Here is a 23214-nt window from a genome sequence, read left to right on the forward strand (position 1 = left end):
CTGCCCCTCCTCCTCGGCCGGCTCGATTCGACTCAGCCGGTGAACGACACGTCGGACAACGCCTGACGGTAGCCCGGTCCGCTGTACCCGTCAGCCGAGGAGTAGGGCACAGCGGTGAACCAGACCACCAGATAGCGCGTCTTGATCGGCTTGTCCATCGTCAGCTCCGCCTCGGTGCTGCTGGTCTTGGCGGAGCTGACCTTCCGCAGCGAGTCCAGCGACGCCGACGAGGAGAACGACCGCGCCGCGTACAGGGAGACGCTGGTGTGCTCGCCCGCGTTCCGCAGTTTCAGAGCAGCGGCGGAGACGTTCTTGACCGAACCGAGGTCGTAGACGATCCCCACGCCGTCCTTGTAGGGGGCGAGGGCGGGCCCCTCCCTGTAGCTCTTGGTGCGCCAGAAGGTGTCGGGATCACCGTCGTGGGTGGCCGACGCCTGATCGGCGTTCTGCGGCCTCCCGTCCGGGAAGAACTCCCGGGCGTCGCTGATCTTCAGCGGCTTCGGGTCGGCCACGGTCTTGGTGGTGTCGTCGGAACCCGCCGTGCCGGCGGGGGGCGTCGACTCGGAACCGCCGTTCATCAGCGCGTCCGCGATCTGCCAACTGCCCAGCCCCAGTGCCGTGATGAGCAGCGCCGAGACTCCCCACTTGAGCACCTTCCCGGTGCGGCCCGGCAGGGCGGGCGGCACGTCGGCGGTCACAGGGGGAGCCGGGCTGGGCCCGCCCCTGGCTGTCTCCGGGCCGTAGCTGCCCTGCTGGTAGGTGGTGCGCCGGTACGGGGGCGGCTGGGTGAACGCCGGCTCGGGCGGCTTGATGCGGGGCATGGCCGCGACGACCTTGACCAGTTCCTCGGGCGTCGCGCAGGGCTGCTCCTCGCTGGACGCGGTGGCGCCGTCGTTGACGAGCGCCCGCATGGCCAGCTCGGACAGACCGCGGTGCACGCCGGCACGCACCTGGTCGGGGGGCATCAGGGTGCCGCCCGACAGCCCGGCGACACCGGTGAGCCCGTAGGCGTCCTCCTCGTAGGGCCACCGCTGGGTGAGGGCCGCGTACAGCAGGGCGCCCACCGCCTCGGTGTCGGCGCGCTGCGGGGTGTCGGACCTGATGCCGCGCAGCGCGGCGTTCACCGCGAGGCCGCGGATGCGGTACTGACCGGTGCCGGTGCGCAGCACGGCCCCCGGAGTGAGCCGCAGATGTGCCAGGCCCTCGCGGTGTGCGGCGGCCATCGCCTGCGAGAGCTGGCTGACGAGGTGATAGGCCTCGTGCGGTTCCAGCGGGCCGGCCGCGAACAGCCGGGTGAGCGGGACGGCGTCCGGCAGCCACTCGTGCACGACGTAGACGAGGTCGTCCTCCTCGACGGCGTCGAGGACCTGGACGAAGCGCGGGTCACCGAGCAGCGCGGCGGGCCAGGCGGCGGCGACCACCGGGCGGGCCCAGGAGCGCGAGGCGAGCAGCAGGTGCACGCCGACCGCGCGGCGCAGCTTCTCGTCCATCGCGCGCCAACTGCTGAAGCCGTCCAGGCGGGTGACGCACTCCTCGAGGCGGTACCTGCGGGCGAGTCTGTGGCCGCTGTGGAGTTCGGGCGCGGTGCTGTCGTGTCGGGGTGCCGCGCCGTCGGACGTGGCGTCGTCCGTGCGGGCGGTCAGCGGCTTGGTGTCGCCGTTGTCCGTGCCGCTCGTGTTCGCCACATCGACGGCAGCCGTGCTTCGTTCCGCCACCGTCGCTCCTGCCTCCCCAATCCGTCATGGCCGGTCGATGAACGTCCTCGACCACAGCCAAGGCCAATTGTGCCCGCTGGCCGCCACTGTGCACGACACACAGCGGCGGCCGTTGGTTGTATCAGCGGCCGAGTTTGGCTCGGACCATGCCCACCATGGCGGTCAGTTCCTGGATTCGCAGCCGTTTGGCGGCGAGCACGAACACCACTCCCATCAAGAGCGAACCGGCGACCACGCCGACGGCGCCACCGACGAGACCGTTGCCCAGCGTCTGTACGGCAGCGTATGCCGCGGCGCCCGCGAGCGCTGCGGCGGGCAGGCTGGCGAGCGTCAGCCGGGCGTAGGTGCGGGCGATCCGGGCGCCGTCCAAGTCCCCGCCCAGCTTGGCGCTGAGGCGCTTCCAGGCGATACCGACACCGAAGGCGTAGGCGAGTCCGTACGACGCGGCCATTCCAGCGACGGCCCAGCGGCTGGGCAGCAGCAGGAAGCACAGGACGGCGCCGGTCGCGTTGCCCGCGGCGACCAGAACGGTGTTGTAGAACGGCGTGCGCGTGTCCTCGTAGGCGTAGAAGGCGCGCAGCACCACGTACTGGACGGAGTAGGGGATCAGCCCGAGGCCGAAGGCCATCAGGATGTAGCCCATGGAACTGGCCGGGACGGGCCCTGCGGAGGCGTACAGCACCAGGCACATCGGCACGCCGAGGGCCAGGAACGCGAAGGCGATGGGCACGATGGCGACGGCCGAGGTGCGCAATCCGTGGGAGAGGTCGTCGCGGACGGCGCTGAGGTCGCCGTCGTGGGCGGAACGGGACAGCCGGGGCAGCAGGGCGGCCATCACCGAGACGGTGATGATGGCCTGCGGCATCTGCCAGATGAGCAGGGCGTTGTTGTAACCGAGGATGCCGGCGCCCGCGTTGCCGTCGGCGGCTGAGGCGGCGCCTGCGGCGGTGGCGAGCTGGGTGACCACGATCAGGCCGGCCTGGTTGGCGAGCACGAAGAGGATGGTCCACTTGGCGAGCTTGGCGGCCTTGCCGAGGCCGTGGCCCTTCCAGTCGAAGCGCGGGCGGAAGCTGAACCCGGCGGCCTTCAGGTACGGGATCATCGCCAGGGACTGCACGACCAGGCCGAGCAGGGTGCCGATGCCGAGCAGCCGCACACCCTCCGGGGTGATGGTGTCCACGCCCAGCTGGGAGTTGCGGTGGACACCGTAGACCCACAGGAACGCGCCGAACGTGAAGATGATGACGAGGTTGTTGAGGACGGGCGTCCACATCATGGCGCCGAACCGGCCGCGGGCGTTGAGGATCTGACCCATCACCACGTGCACGCCCATGAAGAAGATGGTGGGCAGGCAGTAGCGGGCGAAGGTGACCGCGACGTTGTTCGCGTCCGGGTTGTTCGCGATCTCCACCGACAGCATCTTCACGAGCAGTGGCGCGACGAGGACGCTCAGCGCGACCAGGGCGCCCAGGATGACCATCACCAGGGTCAGCAGGCGGTTGGCGTAGGCGACGCCGCCGTCCGCGTCGTTCTTCATGGCCCGCACGAGCTGCGGCACGAACACCGAGTTGAGGCCGCCGCCGATCGACAGCATGTAGATCATGGTCGGCAGCGTGTAGGCGACGGTGTAGGAGTCGCCCAGCAGCGCCGCGCCGAGCGCGGCGGTGATGACCAGGGTGCGCACGAAGCCGGTGAGGCGGGAGACCAGGGTGCCGGCGGCCATGATGGCGCTGGACCGGAGAATGCCGCCGCCTCCCCTGGGCTTGTCCGGCGGAGCGGCCTGGGGCGCCGTTCTGGGGGCCTCCGCGGCCACGGCCTGCTCCGGGTGCATGGTGGGCGGCGGAGGCGGTGCAGCGGGGTGCTGGGCGGCCTGGGGAGGCTGCTGCGGGTGGTGGGGGTGCTGGGGACGTCGGGCCTGGTGGGCCTGGTGGGCCTGCTGGGAAGGCTGGGCCTGCTGGGGGTGGATCTGCTGGTCGCGGTAGAGGTGCGCGAAGGCGTCCTCCGGGCGGGTGCGGGGCACCGGACCGTCCCGGTCGTCGTCCGGCGCCCGGGTGATCAGCTCGTCGATGCCGGTGAACTGCGTGGTCGCGGCGTCGTCACCGAACGGCAGACGCCGTGAGGGGCCGTCCGGCTCGGGCGCGGGAGGGGGGGCCCAGCGCTGCGGGTCGGGGGCGGGCCGAGGAGGCGGCGGCTGCTGGTAGAGGGTCTCCGGGGCGGGCGGTGGCGGTGGCGGCGGATGCTGGGCACGGTCGCGCAGGGCCTCGCCCACCGGGTCCTGGGCGGTCAGGTCGCGGTCCCGGTAGGGATCGCTCGCGTACGCGTCCTGCACATAGGGATCCGGTCCCTGGCTGCGTTCGCGGTCGTACGGCGCATTCACTGAGTACCCCACCTCATCGTCCCCGGCCGGCTCTCGGCCCGACACCTCGCTCAACAGTCCACTTTCTCACCCGGACCGGGGGAGTCCTTGCTTTCGGAGCCGGTGTCCCGGGAGTTGTCCCCGGGGCGGCCGTCCGCCGCGGCCCCGGGGTCCGCGTCGGGACCCGTCTCGGCGTCCGCGTCCCGTTCCGTCGGCGCGTCCGGGTCCGTCTCCGGTTCCAGGGGCGCGTCCGGATCCGGCTGCGGGCCGCGGCGCTTGCGCTGGGTGTACATGCGCACGCCGGCCAGGACCACCAGCAGCACACCGCCGGCGATCACCAGCAGCACCGTGGAGGTGATCTCGGTGACGTCGACCTGGAACGTCATCGGGTCACCGTAGGGAACGTTGTCCTTGGTGTAGAGCTGCGCCTCGACGAAGGTGCGGCCGTTGGCGTTGGCGGTGGTGTCGAACTTGATCGACTGGCTGTGGCCGCCGTCGATGACCACCGGCTTGGTGTCGTCGCTGATCTCCAGACCGAACCGCCGACCGGACGTCAGCCGCAGCACCAGGCCGTCAACCGGCTGGATCAGGTTGTTCTGCACGGTGACGGGGATCGTCGCGCTGCGCCCGGAGAGCGTCATGCGGGATTTCTGGACCAGGCGCACCTCCCGGGTCAGGTCGGTCAGATAGCTGCGGACGTCCTCGCGGTACCGGGCCGCCTCGGCGGGCTCTCCGCGCCAGGAGGTGGACAGCGCACGGCGGATGGCGTTGCTGAAGGTCGTCACCACCCGGTCGTCGTTGCTGAGGATCACCGCGAAGCCGTCCAGGGTGCGCTGCGTGGCCTGGATCTGCTCGAACGCCTCGGTGCTGAGCTCCTGCTTGCGCAGCCGGTCGGGATAGGAACCGGCACCCGGCACCTGGCGGTTGGCGCGGGGATCGGGTTTGGCCTTGGCGGTCTCACCGAGTTCGGTGAACTCCGCCCAGCTCCCGTCGTCGCGCAGCGTGCGCAGCGCGGTGGCCATGGTGCTGACCTGGCTGCTGCTCGGCAGCCGCTGCGGGGCGACGAGCAGGCTGCGCTGCCGTCCGGGGTCCTGTTCGGTGATGGACTGGGTATGGGCGAGGAACTGCTGCACCGCGAGCACCGAGTTCCCGGCGCGGCTGAGGTCGCCCTCGAAGAGCGTGGACAGCCGGGCGTCCGCGTTCACCGCGGTGACGCCGCCACCGATGGGGCGGGCCGCGTTCGGCGTGTAGGGCAGCGACCTGGACTCGCGCAGACTGTCGCTGCGGGTGATCACCTTGCGGGCGCCCGCGGAGGTGGCGACGGAGACGATCGACGGGTCCACGGCTCCTTCGACGGGCCAGGCGAAGTCGGTGACCGGCGTGACGTGCAGCACGGTCTCCACGGTCCTGCGAGCCGTCTCGGTGGCGGGGTCGAGGTGGCTGAGCGTGCCGGAGACGGTGCGGCCGCGGTGGGCGAGCGAGGCCAGGTCCGGGTCACCGAAGGGCAGGGCGATCACCTCGGCGTTCTCGGTGGCCTGCTGGAGGTCGTTCAGCCACTTCGTGGCGTCGGCCTGACCGCGGCCCTGCACCAGGCTGTCCCCGGAGCGCACCTTGTAGGGCTTGGTCATCGCCTCGACGGAAGCGAGCAGGTCGGCGTCGATCACCCAGCTCACCGGCAGGTCGCTGCCGAGGGCGACCAGCTGCTGGAGCCGACCGCCGGGGGCGACCTCCGACGCCAGGCGGTCGTGCTGGAAGACCGGCGTGCGCTGCTCGTCGGACTCGGTGCGGGCGGTCATGTGCGAGGAGGAGACCAGCGGCCACAGGAAGGTGAGCCGGGTGCGCTTGTCGGCCGGCTCGGTCTGCCAGGGCAGGAGAGTGCGCTGGATGCCGAGCACGTGCGGATAGGCCTCGCTCCGGGTCTGCCCGGTGAGGGTGACCGCCAGCTGGTAGACGCCGTCGTCGCCGAGGCGCAGCTGCTTCACCGGCACCGCCAAGGAGAAGGAGCGGGTCGCTCCGGCGGCGATGTCGGCGAGTTCCACGCTGCCGTTCTTGCCGGTGACCCGTGTCCCGTCCAGCTCCGGCGCGTATCCCTTGCGCGAGGACACCTGCTGGAGGGAGCTGCGGGTCATCAGCCGGGGGCCGGTGTTCAGGCCCACCTCGGCGTCCGTGATGGCCGAGCGTCCCTTGTTGGTGACGGTGCCGGCCACGATCAGGGTGTCGTCCTCGCTCGGGACGGCCGGGGAGAGGCCGGTGAGTGAGACCTCCGCCGTGCGGGAGCCGGTGTTCGCCGACTCGGCGAGGTTTGCCGCCTGAGCGACGGGGGCAGTCTGGCTCAGGCCGGTGAGCAGCGGAACGACAGCGAGTGCGACCGCGATGCCGCGCAGCCACCGCCGGGGGGCGGACACTCCGGGAGTGCCCTGCTTCTCTGCCGCTTCGGCCACGCGCTCGCCCGTCCTGTCTTCCGCTCGCCCAGTGGTGGTCGTACCGCACCCACGATGCTAACGATTCGCGCAGGCCCGAGGTGCCGCGGAGTACGCCACAGCTCGGTGCCGGCCGTGCAGCAGCCGGGGACGGATATCCGTGCGTCGGCCCGGGCGCCGGCACGTACCCTCTCTTGTTGTGCCGAACGCCAACACAGACAGCCACGTCCAGCAGTCGTCCTCCGAGCTCAACGCGGTGCAGCGCCGGGCGGTGAGTGAACTGCTCCGGGTGTCGCCGGTCGCCGACGACCTCGCCCGTCTCTTCCGTGCGGCGGGCTTCACGCTCGCCCTGGTGGGCGGCTCGGTACGGGATGCGCTGCTGGGGCGGCTGGGCAACGACCTGGACTTCACCACCGACGCCCGGCCCGAGCAGGTCCTGGCGATCGTGCGCCCGTGGGCCGACGCGGTCTGGGACGTCGGGATCGCCTTCGGCACGGTCGGCTGCCGCAAGGCCGGCGGCGCGGACGGTGAGGTGCAGGACTACCAGATCGAGATCACCACCTACCGTTCCGAGGCCTACGACCGGACGTCGCGAAAGCCGGAGGTCTCCTACGGCGACTCGATCGAGCAGGATCTCGTCCGCCGCGACTTCACGGTCAACGCGATGGCGGTGGCGCTGCCCGAGAAGACGTTCATCGATCCGCACGACGGGCTGCGGGACCTCGCCTCCCGGGTGCTGCGCACGCCGGGCACCCCGCAGGAGTCCTTCTCCGACGACCCGCTGCGCATGATGCGTGCGGCCCGGTTCGCCGCGCAGCTCGACTTCGACGTGGACGAGCAGGTGCTCGCCGCGATGAAGTCCATGGCGGAGCGCATCGAGATCGTCTCGGCCGAACGGGTCCGCGACGAGTTCAACAAGCTGGTGCTCTCGGACAACCCGCGCAAGGGGCTGCGCATCCTCGTGGACACCGGTCTCGCCGAGCGGGTGGTGCCGGAGATCCCGGCGCTGCGCCTGGAGCGGGACGAGCACCACCGCCACAAGGACGTCTACGAGCACTCGCTGACGGTGCTGGAGCAGGCGATCGACCTGGAGACCGAGGGCCCTGACCTGACGTTGCGGCTGGCGGCGCTGCTGCACGACATCGGCAAGCCGAGGACGCGGCGGTTCGAGAAGGACGGCCGGGTCTCGTTCCACCACCACGAGGTGGTGGGGGCGAAGATGACCAAGAAGCGGATGACCGCGCTCAAGTACTCCAACGAGCTGGTGCGGGACGTCTCCCGGCTGGTCGAACTGCACCTGCGCTTCCACGGTTACGGCACCGGCGAGTGGACCGACTCCGCGGTGCGCCGCTACGTGCGTGATGCGGGGCCGCTGCTGGACCGGCTGCACAAGCTGACCCGCTCGGACTGCACCACGCGGAACAAGCGCAAGGCGACCGCGCTGTCGCGGGCCTACGACGGCCTGGAGGAGCGCATCGCGCGGTTGCAGGAGCAGGAGGAGCTGGACGCGATCCGGCCGGACCTCAACGGCAACGAGATCATGGCCGTTCTCGACGTCGGCCCGGGCCCGCAGATCGGACAGGCGTACCAGTACCTGCTGGAGCTGCGTCTGGAGCACGGACCGATGACCCGGGAGGCAGCCGAGGCAGCGCTCAAGGAGTGGTGGGCCCAGCAGCAGGGCTGATCGCTGCGGTGGGGCGGACGGACGAGGCCGACCTGACGGGACGGCTTGACCGGGCTGTCTGACGGGCGCGCGGGTGGGGGGCGGTGTTTCACGTGAAACACCGCCCCCCACGCGGTGCCTGCCGCGACGTGCGGCCGGTGCGGCCGGCCGCTGCGCGAGCGGCCCGCAGGCAGGTGGACCGTCAGACCCGTCCGAGGCAGAGGGAGAAGTCCGTGCTGCTCTCCTTGGTGTAGATCTGCTGAGTGACACCGGGCACGTTCTCGCAGGCAGCGTTCGAGGTGTCGTCCTCGACCTTCTTCAGCACCTTGTGCGTGGCGTCGCTGCTGTCACACCCCACCTGCTTGACGTCCACCTCGGTGAAGCCCTTGACGGCGATGCAGTCGCCGGCGTTGACCTTCTCCGCGTCCGTCTTGTTGAAGAAGTACCCGCCGACGACGACGGCCAGCACGACGGCCGGCACGGCGAAGCGCAGCAGCTTCTTGGCCTTGCCGCCGCTGGGCTGGGGCTGCGGCGCACCCGGGTAGCCGCCCTGAGGGGGCATGCCGGGCTGGCCGTACTGCGGCTGACCGGGCTGCTGGCCGTAGGGGTTCTGACCCTGGGGCTGCTGGGCGAAAGGGTTCTGCCCTTGCGGCTGCTGCTGACCGTAGGGGTTCTGACCCTGCTGGCCGAAAGCGTTCGGGTCCTGAGGCGGCGTGGACATGAGGTTCCCCCTGGGTGGATGCCTGGATCGTCACCGTGTTCGAGACGGCCCCCGTAAGTTATCGATAAAGACCGACAACTCGCTGGTCAGAGCCAAGTTGTGGCACGGATGTGGCGAGCATGTGACAGTCACTCGCGGCGAAATGTGGCGACCGATGCGGCAATGACCGCATAGAGCACCGCCACGGAGACGACCAGCACGGCCGACCTGCCGTCCGGCGGCAGCATCAGCGCCGCCACCGCGGCAGCTCCGACAAAAGCCACGTTGAACAACATGTCGTAGAGAGCGAAGACGCGTCCCCGGAAGGCGTCGTCCACGGTGGCCTGCACCACGGTGTCCGTGGCGATCTTCGCGCCCTGGGTGGTCAGACCCAGCACGAAGGCCGCAGCGAGAACCGGCCCCGGCCGGAACGTCAGCCCGAGCAGGGGGACGAGCACGGCAGCGAGTGCCGCGCACAGCGCGATCCAGCCAAGCCTGCCGAACCGCCGGGCCGCCCAGGGAGTGAGGACCGCGGCGGTGAAGAACCCGAGCCCCGATATGCCGACGGCGAGGCCGAGCATCGCCATGCTCTCGGAGACGTCGTCTCCCCAGGCGTAGCGGTACAGCATCAGCACCATCACGGTGAGCGCCCCGTAGCAGAAGCGCATCAGGCCCATGGCGGCAAGGGACTTGGCCGCTACGGGCCGCCGGCCGAGGTGCCGCAACCCCTCCACCAGACCCCGCACGGTGCCGGCCACCGCCGCCAGCACCCGTTGTTGCACGAAGCCGGGTTCCGGACCGAGCAGGTCCTTCGGCATGCGCAACGCCGTCATGGCAGCGAGCAGGTAGACACCGGCCGCGCTGACCACCACGACGGTGTCCGCGCTCGGCCCCTCCGGTACCACCAGACGCAGCCCGAGGGCGATCGCTCCACCCGCGGTGGCGGCCAGAGTGCCCGCCGTGGGGGAGACCGAGTTGGCCATCACCAGGCGCTCGCCGTCCACCACCCTGGGCAGCGCCGCCGAGAGCCCGGCCAGGACGAACCGGTTCACCGCGGTGACCGACAACGCGGAGAGATAGAAGAGCCACGTGGGCACGGCTGCCAGGATCAGTACCGCGGTGCCCAGCGCCAGCCCGGCCCGCAGGAGATTGCCGAAGAACAGCACCTGGCGCCGTCTCCAGCGGTCCAGCAGTACACCGGCGAAGGGGCCCAGCACGGAGTAGGGAAGCAGCAGCACGGCCATGGCCGCCGCGATGGCCTCCGGAGAGGTCTCCCGCTCCGGCGAGAAGACCACATAGGTGGCCAGGGCCACCTGGTAGACGCCGTCAGCGAGCTGCGACACCAGGCGGACGGCGAGCAGCCGCCGGAAGTCGCCGAACCGCAGAAGCACCCGCCCGTCCTGGATCAGGCCGGCGGGTGCCACGGTCATGGGGAGGGAACCTCACGCTTCCTGGTCGTGTTTCACGTGAAACATCGGCGGTCAGTCTACGGAGCTTCCCCAGCGCACGGGCCCGTCTTCGCGCTTGTCGGCGGATCGCCAGTCGCCGTGCACCGCGTAGCCCACCACGAACGCGTCGGGACTGCGGTCCAGGACACCGCCGCTCGGATCGTCCGAACCGTCCTGCCGCACCGGGTCATGGTCGGGCCGCAGGGCGTCCCGTACCACCATGAAGCAGAGGTAGAGCGTGCCGAGCAGATGGGCGGCGATGGTCAGTTGGTAACCCTCCTGCGGCAGACCCTGGTTGTTGTCGCCCCCGGTCGTGTAGGCCAGGTAGAGCCAGATGCCCAGGAAGTAGACCACCTCGCAGGCCTGCCAGACCAGGAAGTCCCGCCACCTCGGCCGAGCCAGGGCGGCGAGCGGAATGAGCCAGAGCACGTACTGCGGTGAGTAGACCTTGTTGGTGAGGATGAACAGCGCCACCACCAGGAAGGCCAACTGCGCGAACCGGGGCCGGTGCCGGGCACACAGCGCCAGCGCGCCGATGGCGGCACATCCGAGCAGCATCAGCAAGGTGGCGTAGGTGTTGGCGTTGTCCAGCGGATTGCCGGTGCGCTGGGAGATGATCAGCCAGATCGAGCCGAAGTCCACCGGTCGTTCCTGGCTGAAGGAGTAGAACTTCGCCCAGCCCTCCGGAGCGAAGAACATCACCGGCAGGTTCACCGCCAGCCAGGCGGCCGCCGTGCCTCCGAGAGCCGACCGGAACGCCCGCCAGCGGCCGGCACGCCAGCACAGCACGAACAGCGGGCCGAGCAGCAGCACCGGGTAGAGCTTCGCCGCGGTGGCCAGCCCGAGCAGCACGCCGAAGGCCAGCGGCCGGCTCCGCGACCACATCAGCATCGCGGCGGCGGTGAGGGCCACCGCGAGCAGGTCCCAGTTGATGGTGGCGGTCAGGGCGAAGGCCGGCGCCAGGGCGACCAGCAGTGCGTCCCACGGGCGCCGCCGGTGGGTGCGGGCGACGCACACCGCGATCACTGCCGCGCACGCCATCAGCATGCCCGCGTTGACCAGCCAGTAGAACTGCTGCTCCTGGACCATGTCCTCGAAACCCGGCGTCAACCAGGCCGCGACCTGCATGAACAGACCTGTCAGCACCGGGTATTCGAGGAACTCCATACCGCCGGACTGCTCACTGATCCGGTCGAAGTAGGGGATCATGCCGTCGGCGAACCCGCGCCCGGTGTAGAGGTGCGGAATGTCGGAGTAGCAGGCGTGCACGTACTGGCTGCCCTGCCCGAAGAACCAGCCTCCGTTGTAGCAGGGCAGCTTCTGCACCATGCCGAGCGCGAACATGCCCAGCGCGATCAGCGCGACGACGCGGACCGGCGTCCACCAACTCGTCCCGAGCCGGGCACGTCTGCCCACCGGGCCACCGAGGAACGCACTGCCGGCCGCGGCGACGCCGTCCTCAACAGTCGGCCGTACGGGGTTGTCGTCACGCAGGCTGGTCATGGCGCTCATCCTGCCTTACGGCACCCCACGAGCGGGTGCAAGGAGGCCCGCGCGTGCGGGACCAGCGGGCATCGGCCGCGCCGAGGCCGCGGAGCCGCCCCGGGGGTCTCGCGCGGGGCGCGTGCGGGCGGTCGCCTCGGCAGGCGCGCGGCTCACGGCACGGTGCACGTCCGGGTGCACGGAGTGGTTCACGACCTGGTGCACGTCCGCGGTTCGGGCTCGGGCGCTGGGCCCGGGTTCGTGGCGACGGCCTTGAAGAAGGAGTAGTGCAAGGTGCCGCCGTCTTCCGCCGCCCTGCGGAGGTCGGCGATGCCGCGATCCCAGGCCTCCGTGGAGATCAGACCGTGGGCCAGCGCCTCGGTACGGGCCGCCTCGAAGAGCGCGACGAACGTGTTGCGGGTGAAACCGGAGACCAACGCGGGCCGGGCCCGGTCGGTGTACACGGTGCGGGGCTCCACTGTCACCCCGTGGTAGCCGGCGCCGGTCAGGAGCGGTTCCAGTTGCCGGCCGATCAGCGCGTTGCCGCCCGCGGCGGCCTGCAACCGGATCTGGCAGTCGATGACCGCCCGCGCGTCCGCGCTGTCGGGGTGGAAGAACGCCGAACCGTGGTCACCCTCGATCACGCTGAGCGTTCCGCCCGGCCGCAGCACGCGCCGCAGCGCCGCCAGGGCCCTCTCCGGCGCGGGCAGGTGCTCCAGCACGAAGCACACGAAGACGTGGTCGAACTCCGCGTCGGGAAACGGCAGGTCGAAGAGGTCCGCCCGGTACCACTCCACCTCCGCCCCGGGCACCTGGGCCGTCACCTGGTCACGCGCCTCCGCGAGAGAGGCGGCCGAGCGGTCCACCGCGACGATGCGGACCCCGTCCCCGGCCCTGGCGAGGTGCACCGTCTGCGCACCGACGCCGCAGCCGGCCTCCAGCACCCTGCTGCCCGGCGGGAACGACGTCCCGGCGTGCAGCAGGGCCGCCAACGTGTCCGCCTGATCGGTCAGCCTTCTGCTCTCCCGCTCCGAGTACCCGTGCACGTATCCGACCGGCGACCGGTCCGGTGTCCTGGTTGCTGTGTCCATACGTCCACCCTGTTGCGACCATGGTCCGGTGAACAGGTCCAACGAGAGACCAGCGGGCTGGACCAGAACCGGTGGTTCGGACTTCCTGCAACTGGACATCGCCGACGCCCCCGTGCGCGGACGGGCCGAGTGGCTCGCCGGACGACTCCGCGCGGCGATCTCCGACGGCAGCCTGCCCGTGGGCAGCCGGCTGCCGCCCACCCGGGTCCTGGCCGGTGAACTGCGGGTCTCCCGGGGCACGGTCACCGAGGCCTACCAGCGGCTCAGCGAGGACGGCCATGTCGCCGGGCAGGGCCGCAACGGCACGATCGTCGTCGCCTCCCCCACCCGGGCACCCGCCGGACCTCGGCCGCACGGCGCGGGGGCGCCCGCGTCGCGGGGACGGTCAGGGCCGCCGGAACCGCCCGCGTCGCGGGGACCGCACGGGCAGAACCAGCCATCCGCTTCGTCCGCGCTGTCGCCCCACGCGCTGTTCGCCGAGGCCCCCGGTGTCGACATCTTCGAGAAGTACCGGTCGGTGCCCGCCCGCATCGATCTCTCCCCCGGTCTGCCCGACCTCTCCGCCTTTCCCCGAGCCGCCTGGCTGCGCGCCGAACGCTCCCTCTTCAGCACCCTCCCCGCGTCCGACCTCGGCTACGGCGACCCGTGCGGCGCGCCCGCGCTGCGACGAGCCGTCGCCCACTGGCTCGGCCGCAACCGGGGCGTCAGCGCCCGTCCCGACGAGATCCTCATCGTCTCCGGCACCGCACAGACGCTCACCCTGCTCGGACAGGTACTGCGCGACGACCACGTCACCGAGGTCGCCGTGGAGGACCCCGGCTCCCTCGGCACACGGCAGCACCTGGGCCGGCGTCTGCGCACCCTGCCCGTACCGGTCGACTCCGAAGGCGTTCGCGTCGACGCGCTCCGCGCCTGCGGCGCACCGGCCGTGCTGCTGACCCCCGCGCACCAGTTCCCGACCGGCGTCGTGCTGGGCGGCGAACGCCGCCGGGAGCTGATGCGCTGGGCGACGGACAGCGGCGGACTCGTCATCGAGGACGACTACGACGCCGAGCACCGCTACGACCGCCCACCGGTCGCCGCACTGCGCTCCCTGCTCGCCGACCACGTCTGCTACGCCGGAAGCGTCTCCAAGATCCTCGCCCCCGCCCTCCGCATCGGCTGGGTACTGCCGCCACCGCGCTACCGGGACGCGCTGACGGACGCCAAACGCCGCGCCGACCTGGGCAACGCCGTGCTGCCGCAACTGGTGCTCGCCCGGCTGATGGAGTCCGGTGAGCTGGAGCGCCTGCTCCGGCTCCTGCGCCGCCACCACCGCCGACGCAGGGACGTGATGATCCAGGCACTCCGCGCCCACCTGCCCACCGCCCGGGTGCACGGCGCCGCAGCCGGCCTGCACCTGATGACCACCTTCGACGACGCCGGCTTCGCCGACACCGACCTGGCGGCGGAGGCGCTCACCCGCGGCGTCAAGACCCAACCGCTCTCCTGGCACAGCCGGCACCCCGGACAGCCCGGCCTGGTCCTCGGCTACGCCGCCACCGCGCCCGCGGACATCGAGACGGGCGTCGCCACCCTCGCCCGCGCCCTACGCGCCGTGCGCTGACCGCAGGGCCCGCGGGAGCGGGGACAGGGCAACGACGGCACGGGGTGGCGCGGCGAAGCGGCACGGATGGTTGCAGGTGGTGCTGGCACCGGCGGCGCTGTGGTGCTGCGATGTGGAAAGCCCCGAACCCGCCCTCGCCGCCTCGGATCTGCACGCGGTGATGTGCTGTGCGATGTGCACTGTCACCTGTGCGCGGTGCTGAGCTGCACTGTTGATGGGGAGTTGAACCCCCGCGTTGCCCTTCACGCGCCAGGAGGGGTTGGAATACCGCCAACCCTCGGTGTGTGCACGCCTCCGAGGCTGCTACCTGCTCCACATCGTCCCAGCTTGCCGGACTGCTCAGTCCAGCAACTCGACCTCCCAGTTCGTACGCTGGATCCGCACATCGATCTCGCGGATCTCCCGGGCCAGCACGTCCGCCTTACCGCGCAGTTCCGCGACCGGAAGCGCGGAAAGCATCATCAGTTCGGACCGAAGCTGTCGGCCGTAGCCCCGCTCGCCCTTCCCCGCTGCGGCGTCCGCCGCCGAGGTGATCACGGAGTGACGCAACCGCAGGACGTCCCGGCGTGCGAGGGCGTCGGTGAGCGTGCCGTCCGGACCCATCTCCACGGTGGCATTGGTCCGGTTGATCCGCCGTATCAACGTTTCCAGAGTGTCCAGCACCTCGCCGGCCTCGGCCAGCAGGTGCGCTGCGTCCTCGGCGGGGGTCTCCCCCTCCTGGTACCGCGCACTGCTGACGACGCGCGCTCGCAGCTGTTCCACACGGCGCGTCGCTTCCGCACGTTCCGCCAGTGCCTCAGCAAGCTTCACTGTCCCCGCCTCCTCCATGAACTCGCATGACTATAGGAGTGCGACCCACGGCACCGGTACGGGTTTTTGAGCCGCGACAGCCCTGACCGGCACCGGAGTGAGGGTGGTCAGCCGACCAAAGCACCACGGGAGGGTGCGGCAGCACGAATGAGAACGAGTGGGAACGCGAGGCCTCCAGCGCGACGGGACTCAGGGCCGTCACCACTGACGCTGCACGGTTGCCTTGCTGCCGGTCACGAGGGTTGCCGGCGGAACGTCCTCGGTCACGACCGCGCCGGCGGCGACCACTGCATCCCGGCCGATGCTGACACCGGGCAGAATCATGGCGCCGGCGCCGATCCACACGTTCTCCGCCACATCGATGGGTCCACCGCTCAGCCACCCCCGTCGCTCCTCGGGATCGACCGGGTGACCGACGGTGATGAACGTGGCCCTGGGGCCGACCATCACGCGCTCGCCGAGCCGGATGCCGGCGTAGTCCAGGAACGTGCAGTTCTGGTTGATGAACACGCGCTCCGCGAGGTCCAGGCGAAGACCATGGTCCGTGTAGAAGGGCGGATAGACCGTGACCCCCTTCGACAGCGTCCGGCCGAGGATCTGCTCGAACAGTGCCGCCTTGCCCGCTTCGTCCTCGAAAGGCAGGACGTTCAGGCGGGAGGTGAGCTCGGTGACCCGCAGGACCCTCTCGGCCATGGCCTTGAACTCGGCGCTGTGGATGCGCACGAGACGGTTGCTGGACATCGCGCGATCCCTTCCTGGGCTGGACACGGGAAGCGAGACCCACCCGAACCGCGGGCCCCCGCAGCTCGTGGCCTCTGCCGCGTAGTCGATCTGAACAGCGCTCAGGCGAGCCCACGCCGTGTCGTTCGCCGGAGTTGAGGACAGGCTCCCGGCCCGTCAGTCGAGGCAGAACTCGTTGCCCTCGATGTCCTGCATCACGAGGCACGACTCGTTGACGCCATCGGCGAGCAGCAGCCGTACGCGTACCGCGCCGAGCGGGACCAGTCGCGCGCACTCGGCCTCGAGCGCGGCGAGGCGCTCCTCGCCCACGAGCCCGGTGCCGACCCGCACGTCGAGGTGCAGCCGGTTCTTGACGGCCTTGCCCTCGGGCACGCGCTGGAAGAACAGCCGCGGGCCCACACCCGAGGGATCAACGCAGGCGAACGCCGCATCCTGGCGCTCAGGCGGCAGCGAGCGATTGAAGTGGTCCCACGTGTCGAACCCCTCCGGCGGGGGCGGGACGACGTATCCCAGCACCTCGCACCAGAAACGAGCGACGCGTTCGGGCTCTGCACAGTCGAAGGTGACCTGGAACTTCTTGATCGACGCCATCGAACCACCGTAGCGGTGACTCAGCGACACCGCGCGGCCTTCGGTAGACGGGACAGACAGCGCCGCGGGATCTCCGTCGGGAATGGCTCGTGGCACGGCGGTCCGTTGCGGGCTCCTGCGGGCCGTGTCGGAAACTGCCCTCCTGACCTGCTGCTTCTTCCGTTGCCCCAGGACGTGTCGGACGTCGGGGCCTGCTTCGTGTCGCTTCCTCGACGGTCTGTCCTGGTCGGAGTAGACCGTCGAGCCGGTGATCTGGCTGCCGCGCCCTTTCCGACCCGGCACCTCGCAGGTCTCCCACCTGCGCGCTTGCCGGGTGGTGCGGGGACGAGCGCGGCGTCGGGTCGGGAGGGCGGCAAACGTCGACGCCACCGGCGAGGTTCGGACGCGGGCTGCCGAAGCGGAACCCACGAGGAAGGGACGTCGGGTGTGTTCGACGCGCTCCCGCCGCGCGGTCGATGTCCTTCGTCGGCCGGTCGGAGAAGCGGATCAGCGCAGTCCGGCGAAGAGATCGCTCTCGGGTATGGCTGCGCCGGTGGTGTCCTGGACACGTAGGAAGGTCTCCATGCCCATCAACTCGCCGAACCTCTCCTTGCCCATCCTGAGGAAGAAGATGTTCTCGCCCTGACTGGCGTGCGCGGCCAACGCGTCGAACTTCTGGCCGCTGAACGCGGTGGTGTCCACCCACGTGGTGACCTGCTCGTCCGGAAGGCCGATCTCGGCCATCGCGGCGGCCTCGGCAGGGTCCGGCTCCGGCATGTCCTCATGGAACTCACGCATGATCTCACCGAACCGCTGCATCCCCGAGCGGGGCATCGTGGTCCAGTACACCTTGGGTTCGAGCTCGGTCATCTCCAGCGCCGCCATCGTGATGCGGTGGGCCTGGATGTGGTCGGGGTGGCCGTAGAAGCCGTTCTCGTCGTAGGTGACGACCACATCAGGCCGGTAGTGCCGCATGAGTTCCGCGAGTCGGGCTGCGCCTTTCTGCACGGGGGTCTGCCAGAAGGACCCGGGGGCGTCGTTGCTCGGCCAGCCCGCCATTCCGGAGTCGGCATAGTCCAGCGTCTCCAGATCGCTGACCTTGAGCACGTCACAGCTCGCCTCGAGTTCCTGACGGCGCATCAAGGCGACCGCTGCCGGATCGTGCCCGGGATCGCCCGGCTTGACGCCCCCCGGTCCGTCACCGCAACCGCCGTCGGTACACGTCACGAGAACCGTTCGGATGCCTTCCGCCGCGTACCGCGCGAGGACCCCTCCGGTTCCGGTGGCCTCGTCGTCGGGGTGGGCGTGTACCGCCATGAGCGTCAAGGGTCGGTCGGTCATGCAGCAGTCCTCCTGCGGAGATACGTCTTGTTCCGAGAGCGCGGTGGGCGTACCGCGAGCACTGGGGCCCAAACCCGGGCCCGGTGAGGCGGAGGACCTGGTGGCCCTCCGTGTTCCCCGCCCGTGCGGCGCCGGCCCCTGGATCGATGCAACCGTCCCGGACGTGCCCGCTGTTCCCGGTGCGGTCGCTTGGTCTTCCGGGTGTCGGCTTCGCCGTCAGGTAGTAGCTATGTGACCTGCGGTTCTTCTGGTTGCCTCGGTTCATGTCGCTGGCTGGTGCCTCAGGATCGTGTCATCTCCTCAGCGAGCGAGGTTGGACCGTTCCATGGACAGCGCGGCAGACTCGCCCGCATGGTGCGCCTACGGGTTCTCACGACTGACGACTGGCCGTTGTGGCGGGATGTTCGTCTCACTGCGTTGGCTGAGGCCCCCCGCTCCTTCAGGTCACGACGCGAGGACTGGCACCACGGTGGGGAGGAGCGGTGGCGCGCGCGTCTGACCATGCCCGGAGCTCACAACATCGTCGCGTTTCTGGACGGGCAGGCGGTGGGAATGGCCAGTGGGCTTCCCGTGGACGACGACGTCTGCGAGCTGAGGTCGGTATGGGTCAGCCCTGATGCCCGGGGCTGCGGTGTAGGGGACCTCCTGGTCGCGGAAGTCGAGGCGGGGGCGCGCCGTTCGGGCGTCTCCACGCTGAGGCTGGCTGTCGTCCCGGGCAACGAGCCTGCCGTCACGCTGTATCAGCGCCACGGCTTCGGCTTCTCCGGACAGCTCGGAGAGCCACTGTCCGACGATGGGATCAGGGAACGGGTGATGGTGAAGTCTCTTCACTGACAGGCGGAGATCGCCTGATGGCTGGGGCGCTGTGGCCGATGCGGCCCACCACGCTCGGTCTTCGACGACTTCACCACCATCACGACGCACGCTGACAGTGACCTCGTGACCGTCCACGTGCGAACCCGGCCCGGAGCCTTCCGCGCGAACCCGGCTGCCGGGGCACTGGCCATGGAGGGCCCCGTTCGCGACCTGAACACCAAACGGTTGGACCCTCCGACCAGGAAATCTGGACGTCTCAGATCGAGGGCCGTTCGGCCACCGCGTGGCTACTGGTCTGAGTTTCCGACACGACGCTGAGCCCCGAGCACGAGGACTACCGGCGAGCCCAGAGCGTGCACCGATGAGTTTGCCGCGCCACGCTGGTCCATACACCGGACACCCACGGACGGAAGGCCGAACCATGCGGAAACTGATCTACGGCATGAACCTGACCCTGGACGGCTACATCACCGCGGCCGGCGACGACATCGACTGGAGCGGACCGCCGAGCCACGAGCTGTTCCAGTGGTGGCTCGACCACGAGCAGGCGAGTGGCCTGACGCTGTACGGGCGCAAGCTGTGGGAGACGATGAGCTCCTACTGGCCGACCGGTGACCAGCAGCCCAACGCCACTCCGGCGGAGATCGAGTTCGCGCGGAACTGGCGGGACACGCCGAAGGTGGTGTTCTCCTCGACGATCGACAAGGTCGACTGGAACACCCGCCTGGTCACCGGCGACGCGATCGCCGAGATCACCCGGCTCAAGGCCGAGGACGGCGGCCCGATGAACATCGGCGGCGCGACGCTTGCCGGGGCGGCCATGCGCGCCGGGCTGATCGACGAGTACGTGATCGCCACCCATCCCGTTCTGGTGGGCGGCGGCACGCCGTTCTTCACCGCGCTGGACAACTGGGTGAACCTGGATCTGGTGGAGACGCGGACGTTCCCCGGCGGCGTGGTCCTGACCAGGTACGAGACGAGGCGCTGAGCGGGCCTCTATGCGGCTGACTCGGACAGCGCGGAAAGGCTGCCGCTGGCCGCTTCGACCGCACAGGTCATCGGCGTCCAGCAGAGTCGCTGCAGGTAGGAGGGCTTCCTGCGGATCCGCCAGCGGTACTCGACCCCGTCAACGGTTGTGCGCCGGGAACCCCTCTTGTTCAGCGCCACACCGGGATCGGCTCAGGTCTGGGCCATGTCGACGAAGCGGGAGTAGTGGCCCTGGAAGGCGACGGTGATGGTGGCGGTGGGGCCGTTGCGGTGCTTGGCCACCATCAGGTCGGCCTCGCCGGCCCGGGGGGACTCCTTCTCGTAGGCGTCCTCGCGGTGCAGCAGGATCACCATGTCGGCGTCCTGCTCGATGGAGCCCGACTCGCGGAGGTCGGAGACCATCGGCTTCTTGTCGGTGCGCTGTTCCGGGCCGCGGTTCAGCTGGGACAGCGCGATCACCGGTACCTCCAGCTCCTTGGCGAGCAGCTTCAGGTTCCGGGACATGTCCGAGACCTCCTGCTGGCGGGACTCGGGACGTCGGGAGCCGCCCGACTGCATCAGCTGGAGGTAGTCGATGACCACGAGTTTCAGGTCGGCGCGCTGCTTCAGGCGGCGGCACTTCGCCCGGATCTCCATCATGGAGAGGTTCGGGGAGTCGTCGATGTAGAGCGGCGCCTCGGTGACCTGCGGCATCTGGCGGGCGAGCCGGTTCCAGTCCTCGTCCGTCATGCTGCCGGACCGCATGTGGTGCAGGGCGACGCGGGCCTCCGCCGACAGCAGGCGCATGGCGATCTCGTTGCGGCCCATCTCCAGGGAGAAGATGACGCTGGGCATCTTGTGGCGGATCGAGCAGGCCCGGGCGAAGTCCAGCGCGAGGGTGGACTTGCCCATGGCGGGGCGGGCCGCGATGACGATCATCTGACCGGGGTGCAGGCCGTTGGTCAGCGAGTCGAGGTCGGTGAAGCCGGTGGGCACTCCGGACATCTGCCCGCTGCGGGAGCCGATGGCCTCGATCTCGTCGAGCGCGCCCTCCATGATGTCGCCGAGCGGCAGGTAGTCCTCGGAGGTGCGCTGCTCGGTGACGGCGTAGATCTCCGCCTGCGCGGAGTTGACGATCTCGTCGACGTCACCGTCCGCCGCGTACCCCATCTGGGTGATGCGGGTGCCGGCTTCGACGAGCCTGCGCAGCACCGCCCGCTCGTGCACGATCTCCGCGTAGTACTCCGCGTTGGCCGCGGTGGGGACCGTCTGCACCAGGGAGTGCAGGTAGCCGTTGCCGCCGACCTTGGTGATCTCCCCGCGCCTGGTGAGTTCGGCGGAGACGGTGATCGGGTCGGCCGGCTCGCCCTTCGCGTAGAGGTCGAGGATCGCCTGGTAGATCGTCTCGTGGGCGGGACGGTAGAAGTCCTGCCCCTGGAGGACCTCCACCACGTCGGCGATGGCGTCCTTGGACAGCAGCATGCCGCCCAGCACGGACTGCTCGGCGTCGAGGTCCTGCGGCGGGACGCGCTCGAAGGCGTTGCCCGCGAAACCGTCGCTGCCGCGTTCGTGTTGCTCACCGCCGTGGTCGTTGCTGCGGCGCTGCCGTGAGACGGGGAGCCGACCGCCAGGTTCGGCGGCCTCCGCGGCCCAGGGGTCCTCCAGATGCTCGGGCTGAGTCACCCCGCCTCCTCCTCCCGTAGCGTGGCGCAGTGCCTCTTTCCTACGGCACGGCTCTGACAAAAAGGGCGCCCGCCTCCGGTTACGGCGCGTCGGTTCCGCGGCGAAGTCGAAGAAAACGAGGGGCGGGCGCCGCACCACGGTATGGCCCCCGGCGGCGTCAGCCAATCTGGTTATCCACAGGTCCCTGTGGGTGACTGGCCACATCCTGTGGAGAACCTGCTGGATCCTGTGCACGAGTCGGGGGACAGTGCTGTGGAGAAGGCGTGGGCTCACCCAGAAAGACTGCGCTGACCTGGGCTTATCTCATCCACTGGCTGTGCAGGAGAAAAACATCGCCGTGGCGGGCAAGTTCTCGGCAAAACGGCCCGTCCGGCGGCTCCGGCACAGCGCTCTGTAAGAGTCACTAGCCACTTGCGATTCTTACCTGTGGATGTTTGTATCACTCCCATGGCTTCGGCACCCGTCACCTCGCGTCGCGGCTCGGCGCGTCGGCACGACCGCGAGATCGTCGCCCTCGCGCTGCCCGCCTTCGGCGCGCTGGTCGCCGAACCGCTCTTCCTGCTCGCGGACAGCGCCATCGTCGGACACCTCGGCACCCCGCAGCTCGCCGGCCTGGGCGTGGCGGCGGCGCTGCTGACCACCGGCGTCAACATCTTCGTGTTCCTCGCCTACGCCACCACCGCCGCCGTCGCCCGCCGGGTCGGCGCCGGTGACCTGCCCGGCGCGATCCGCCAGGGCATGGACGGCATCTGGCTGGCACTGCTGCTGGGGCTGCTCGTGGTCGCCGTCGTGGTGCCCGTGGCGCCCGCCCTGGTCGACGCCTTCGGGGCTTCCGCCACCGCCGCACCGCACGCGGTCACCTACCTGCGCATCAGCGCACTCGGCGTACCGGCCATGCTCATGGTCCTGGCCGCCACCGGCGTGCTGCGCGGCCTCCAGGACACCAGGACGCCCCTGTACGTGGCGGTCGCCGGCTTCACCGCCAACGCCGCGCTCAACGTGGTGCTGGTCTACGGCCTCGGACTCGGCATCGCAGGGTCGGCGCTCGGCACGGTCATCGCCCAACTCGGCATGGCGGCCGTCTACCTCGTCGTGGTGGTGCGCGGAGCCCGCCGGCACGGTGCGCTGCTGCGCCCGGACCTGGCCCGGATCCGCGCCTGCGCCCAGGCGGGCGCCCCGCTGCTGATCCGGACGCTGTCACTGCGCGCGGTGCTGCTCATCGCCACCGCGGTCGCCGCCCGACTGGGGGACGTGGAGATCGCGGCCCACCAGATCACGCTGACGCTGTGGTCGCTGCTGGCGTTCGCCCTGGACGCCATCGCCATCGCCGGCCAGGCGATCATCGGCCGCTACCTGGGCGCGGGCGACGAGGCCGGAGCCCGTGCCGCGTGCCGGCGCATGGTCCAGTGGGGTGTCGCCGCCGGGGTGGTTCTCGGACTGGGGCTGCTCGCCGCCCGGCCGCTGATCCTGCCCCTGTTCACCGGTGACCCGGCCGTGCACGACCGGCTGTTCGCCGCGCTGCTGGTGGTCGCCGTCACACAACCCGTCGCCGGGGTGGTCTTCGTACTGGACGGGGTGCTGATGGGCGCGGGTGACGGTCGCTACCTGGCCTGGGCGATGCTGGCCGTGCTGCTGGTGTTCGCCCCCGCGGCCCTGGCGGTGCCAGCGCTCGGCGGCGGCCTGACCGCGCTGTGGTGGACGATCGCCGGCCTGATGATGGCGAGCCGCATGGTGACCCTGTGGTGGCGGGTGCGCTCCGGGCGCTGGGTCGTGACCGGCGCCGTGCGCGCCTGACGCGGCGCACCC

Annotated in this window: 17 protein-coding genes; 5 read left to right on the top strand and 12 right to left on the bottom strand. The window is 70.4% G+C overall.

Annotation, left to right across the window (positions count from 1 at the left end; genetic code table 11):
- Nucleotides 1–32: 32 nt before the first annotated feature.
- The 3 genes from ACYVE9_RS01735 to ACYVE9_RS01745 form a co-directional block, all read right to left on the bottom strand.
- Nucleotides 33–1715, bottom strand: coding sequence for a protein kinase family protein (locus ACYVE9_RS01735; protein ID WP_461025878.1), 1683 nt, complete (start codon nucleotides 1713–1715; stop codon nucleotides 33–35).
- Between the two features lie 121 nt (nucleotides 1716–1836).
- Nucleotides 1837–4092, bottom strand: a complete 2256-nt coding sequence (gene murJ, locus ACYVE9_RS01740; protein ID WP_461025879.1) for a murein biosynthesis integral membrane protein MurJ — start codon at nucleotides 4090–4092, stop codon at nucleotides 1837–1839.
- Nucleotides 4093–4142: 50 nt separating this feature from the next.
- Entirely contained in the window at nucleotides 4143–6512 is a 2370-nt protein-coding gene (locus ACYVE9_RS01745; protein WP_461025880.1) for a DUF6049 family protein, read from the bottom strand.
- 178 nt (nucleotides 6513–6690) lie between these two features.
- On the opposite strand from ACYVE9_RS01745, the gene ACYVE9_RS01750 reads away from it, so the two are divergent.
- On the top strand, nucleotides 6691–8175 hold the full coding sequence (locus tag ACYVE9_RS01750; protein ID WP_461025881.1) for a CCA tRNA nucleotidyltransferase: 1485 nt from the start codon (nucleotides 6691–6693) through the stop codon (nucleotides 8173–8175).
- 181 nt (nucleotides 8176–8356) lie between these two features.
- Here the strand turns inward: ACYVE9_RS01750 and ACYVE9_RS01755 are convergent, their stop codons facing one another.
- The 4 genes from ACYVE9_RS01755 to ACYVE9_RS01770 all read right to left on the bottom strand — a co-directional run bounded on the left by ACYVE9_RS01755 (nucleotide 8357) and on the right by ACYVE9_RS01770 (nucleotide 12875).
- Nucleotides 8357–8875, bottom strand: a complete 519-nt coding sequence (locus tag ACYVE9_RS01755; RefSeq protein WP_461025882.1) for an LppU/SCO3897 family protein — start codon at nucleotides 8873–8875, stop codon at nucleotides 8357–8359.
- A 128-nt stretch (nucleotides 8876–9003) separates the two neighbouring features.
- Nucleotides 9004–10284, bottom strand: a complete 1281-nt coding sequence (locus ACYVE9_RS01760) for an MFS transporter (RefSeq protein ID WP_461025883.1) — start codon at nucleotides 10282–10284, stop codon at nucleotides 9004–9006.
- Nucleotides 10285–10335: 51 nt separating this feature from the next.
- A complete protein-coding gene (locus ACYVE9_RS01765; RefSeq protein WP_461025884.1) occupies nucleotides 10336–11805 on the bottom strand; it encodes a glycosyltransferase family 87 protein in 1470 nt (489 codons plus the stop codon).
- 188 nt (nucleotides 11806–11993) lie between these two features.
- Nucleotides 11994–12875 carry a methyltransferase domain-containing protein gene (locus ACYVE9_RS01770; protein ID WP_461025885.1) on the bottom strand — a complete coding sequence of 294 codons (882 nt, stop codon included), beginning with the start codon at nucleotides 12873–12875 and terminating at the stop codon, nucleotides 11994–11996.
- A gap of 28 nt (nucleotides 12876–12903) precedes the next feature.
- Between ACYVE9_RS01770 and pdxR the strand changes: the two genes are divergently transcribed.
- Nucleotides 12904–14481 carry a MocR-like pyridoxine biosynthesis transcription factor PdxR gene (gene pdxR / locus ACYVE9_RS01775; protein ID WP_461025886.1) on the top strand — a complete coding sequence of 526 codons (1578 nt, stop codon included), beginning with the start codon at nucleotides 12904–12906 and terminating at the stop codon, nucleotides 14479–14481.
- Between the two features lie 339 nt (nucleotides 14482–14820).
- Here the strand turns inward: pdxR and ACYVE9_RS01780 are convergent, their stop codons facing one another.
- The 4 genes from ACYVE9_RS01780 to ACYVE9_RS01795 all read right to left on the bottom strand — a co-directional run bounded on the left by ACYVE9_RS01780 (nucleotide 14821) and on the right by ACYVE9_RS01795 (nucleotide 17943).
- Nucleotides 14821–15291 carry a DIP1984 family protein gene (locus tag ACYVE9_RS01780; RefSeq protein WP_461025887.1) on the bottom strand — a complete coding sequence of 157 codons (471 nt, stop codon included), beginning with the start codon at nucleotides 15289–15291 and terminating at the stop codon, nucleotides 14821–14823.
- A 198-nt stretch (nucleotides 15292–15489) separates the two neighbouring features.
- A complete protein-coding gene (locus ACYVE9_RS01785; protein WP_461025888.1) occupies nucleotides 15490–16032 on the bottom strand; it encodes a DapH/DapD/GlmU-related protein in 543 nt (180 codons plus the stop codon).
- Between the two features lie 156 nt (nucleotides 16033–16188).
- Complete coding sequence (locus ACYVE9_RS01790) at nucleotides 16189–16623, bottom strand: VOC family protein (protein ID WP_461025889.1); 435 nt, start codon at nucleotides 16621–16623, stop codon at nucleotides 16189–16191.
- 486 nt (nucleotides 16624–17109) lie between these two features.
- Nucleotides 17110–17943, bottom strand: coding sequence for a PIG-L family deacetylase (locus ACYVE9_RS01795; protein WP_461025890.1), 834 nt, complete (start codon nucleotides 17941–17943; stop codon nucleotides 17110–17112).
- A 351-nt stretch (nucleotides 17944–18294) separates the two neighbouring features.
- Here ACYVE9_RS01795 and ACYVE9_RS01800 point away from each other — a divergent pair, with 351 nt between their 5' ends.
- Complete coding sequence (locus ACYVE9_RS01800) at nucleotides 18295–18777, top strand: GNAT family N-acetyltransferase (RefSeq protein ID WP_461025891.1); 483 nt, start codon at nucleotides 18295–18297, stop codon at nucleotides 18775–18777.
- Between the two features lie 403 nt (nucleotides 18778–19180).
- Entirely contained in the window at nucleotides 19181–19747 is a 567-nt protein-coding gene (locus ACYVE9_RS01805) for a dihydrofolate reductase family protein (RefSeq protein ID WP_461025892.1), read from the top strand.
- 191 nt (nucleotides 19748–19938) lie between these two features.
- Here the strand turns inward: ACYVE9_RS01805 and dnaB are convergent, their stop codons facing one another.
- The gene (gene dnaB, locus ACYVE9_RS01810) at nucleotides 19939–21408 is read right to left on the bottom strand and encodes a replicative DNA helicase (RefSeq protein WP_461025893.1); all 1470 of its coding nucleotides are present in this window, start codon (nucleotides 21406–21408) and stop codon (nucleotides 19939–19941) included.
- A 447-nt stretch (nucleotides 21409–21855) separates the two neighbouring features.
- On the opposite strand from dnaB, the gene ACYVE9_RS01815 reads away from it, so the two are divergent.
- Nucleotides 21856–23202 (top strand): MATE family efflux transporter, encoded by a 1347-nt coding sequence (locus ACYVE9_RS01815; RefSeq protein WP_461025894.1) that lies wholly within the window; start codon nucleotides 21856–21858, stop codon nucleotides 23200–23202.
- Nucleotides 23203–23214: the final 12 nt, after the last annotated feature.

This window comes from Streptomyces sparsus, from assembly GCF_054776295.1.

What these genes read in the sequence shown, in the direction of transcription:
- ACYVE9_RS01765 (WP_461025884.1), bottom strand. Translation starts at nt 11,805, where the DNA reads ATGACCAGCCTGCGTGACGACAACCCCGTACGGCCGACTGTTGAGGAC.
- ACYVE9_RS01760 (WP_461025883.1), bottom strand. Translation starts at nt 10,284, where the DNA reads ATGACCGTGGCACCCGCCGGCCTGATCCAGGACGGGCGGGTGCTTCTG.
- ACYVE9_RS01790 (WP_461025889.1), bottom strand. Translation starts at nt 16,623, where the DNA reads ATGGCGTCGATCAAGAAGTTCCAGGTCACCTTCGACTGTGCAGAGCCC.
- ACYVE9_RS01815 (WP_461025894.1), top strand. Translation starts at nt 21,856, where the DNA reads ATGGCTTCGGCACCCGTCACCTCGCGTCGCGGCTCGGCGCGTCGGCAC.
- ACYVE9_RS01800 (WP_461025891.1), top strand. Translation starts at nt 18,295, where the DNA reads ATGGTGCGCCTACGGGTTCTCACGACTGACGACTGGCCGTTGTGGCGG.
- ACYVE9_RS01795 (WP_461025890.1), bottom strand. Translation starts at nt 17,943, where the DNA reads ATGACCGACCGACCCTTGACGCTCATGGCGGTACACGCCCACCCCGAC.
- ACYVE9_RS01805 (WP_461025892.1), top strand. Translation starts at nt 19,181, where the DNA reads ATGCGGAAACTGATCTACGGCATGAACCTGACCCTGGACGGCTACATC.
- ACYVE9_RS01770 (WP_461025885.1), bottom strand. Translation starts at nt 12,875, where the DNA reads ATGGACACAGCAACCAGGACACCGGACCGGTCGCCGGTCGGATACGTG.
- ACYVE9_RS01755 (WP_461025882.1), bottom strand. Translation starts at nt 8,875, where the DNA reads ATGTCCACGCCGCCTCAGGACCCGAACGCTTTCGGCCAGCAGGGTCAG.
- ACYVE9_RS01785 (WP_461025888.1), bottom strand. Translation starts at nt 16,032, where the DNA reads ATGTCCAGCAACCGTCTCGTGCGCATCCACAGCGCCGAGTTCAAGGCC.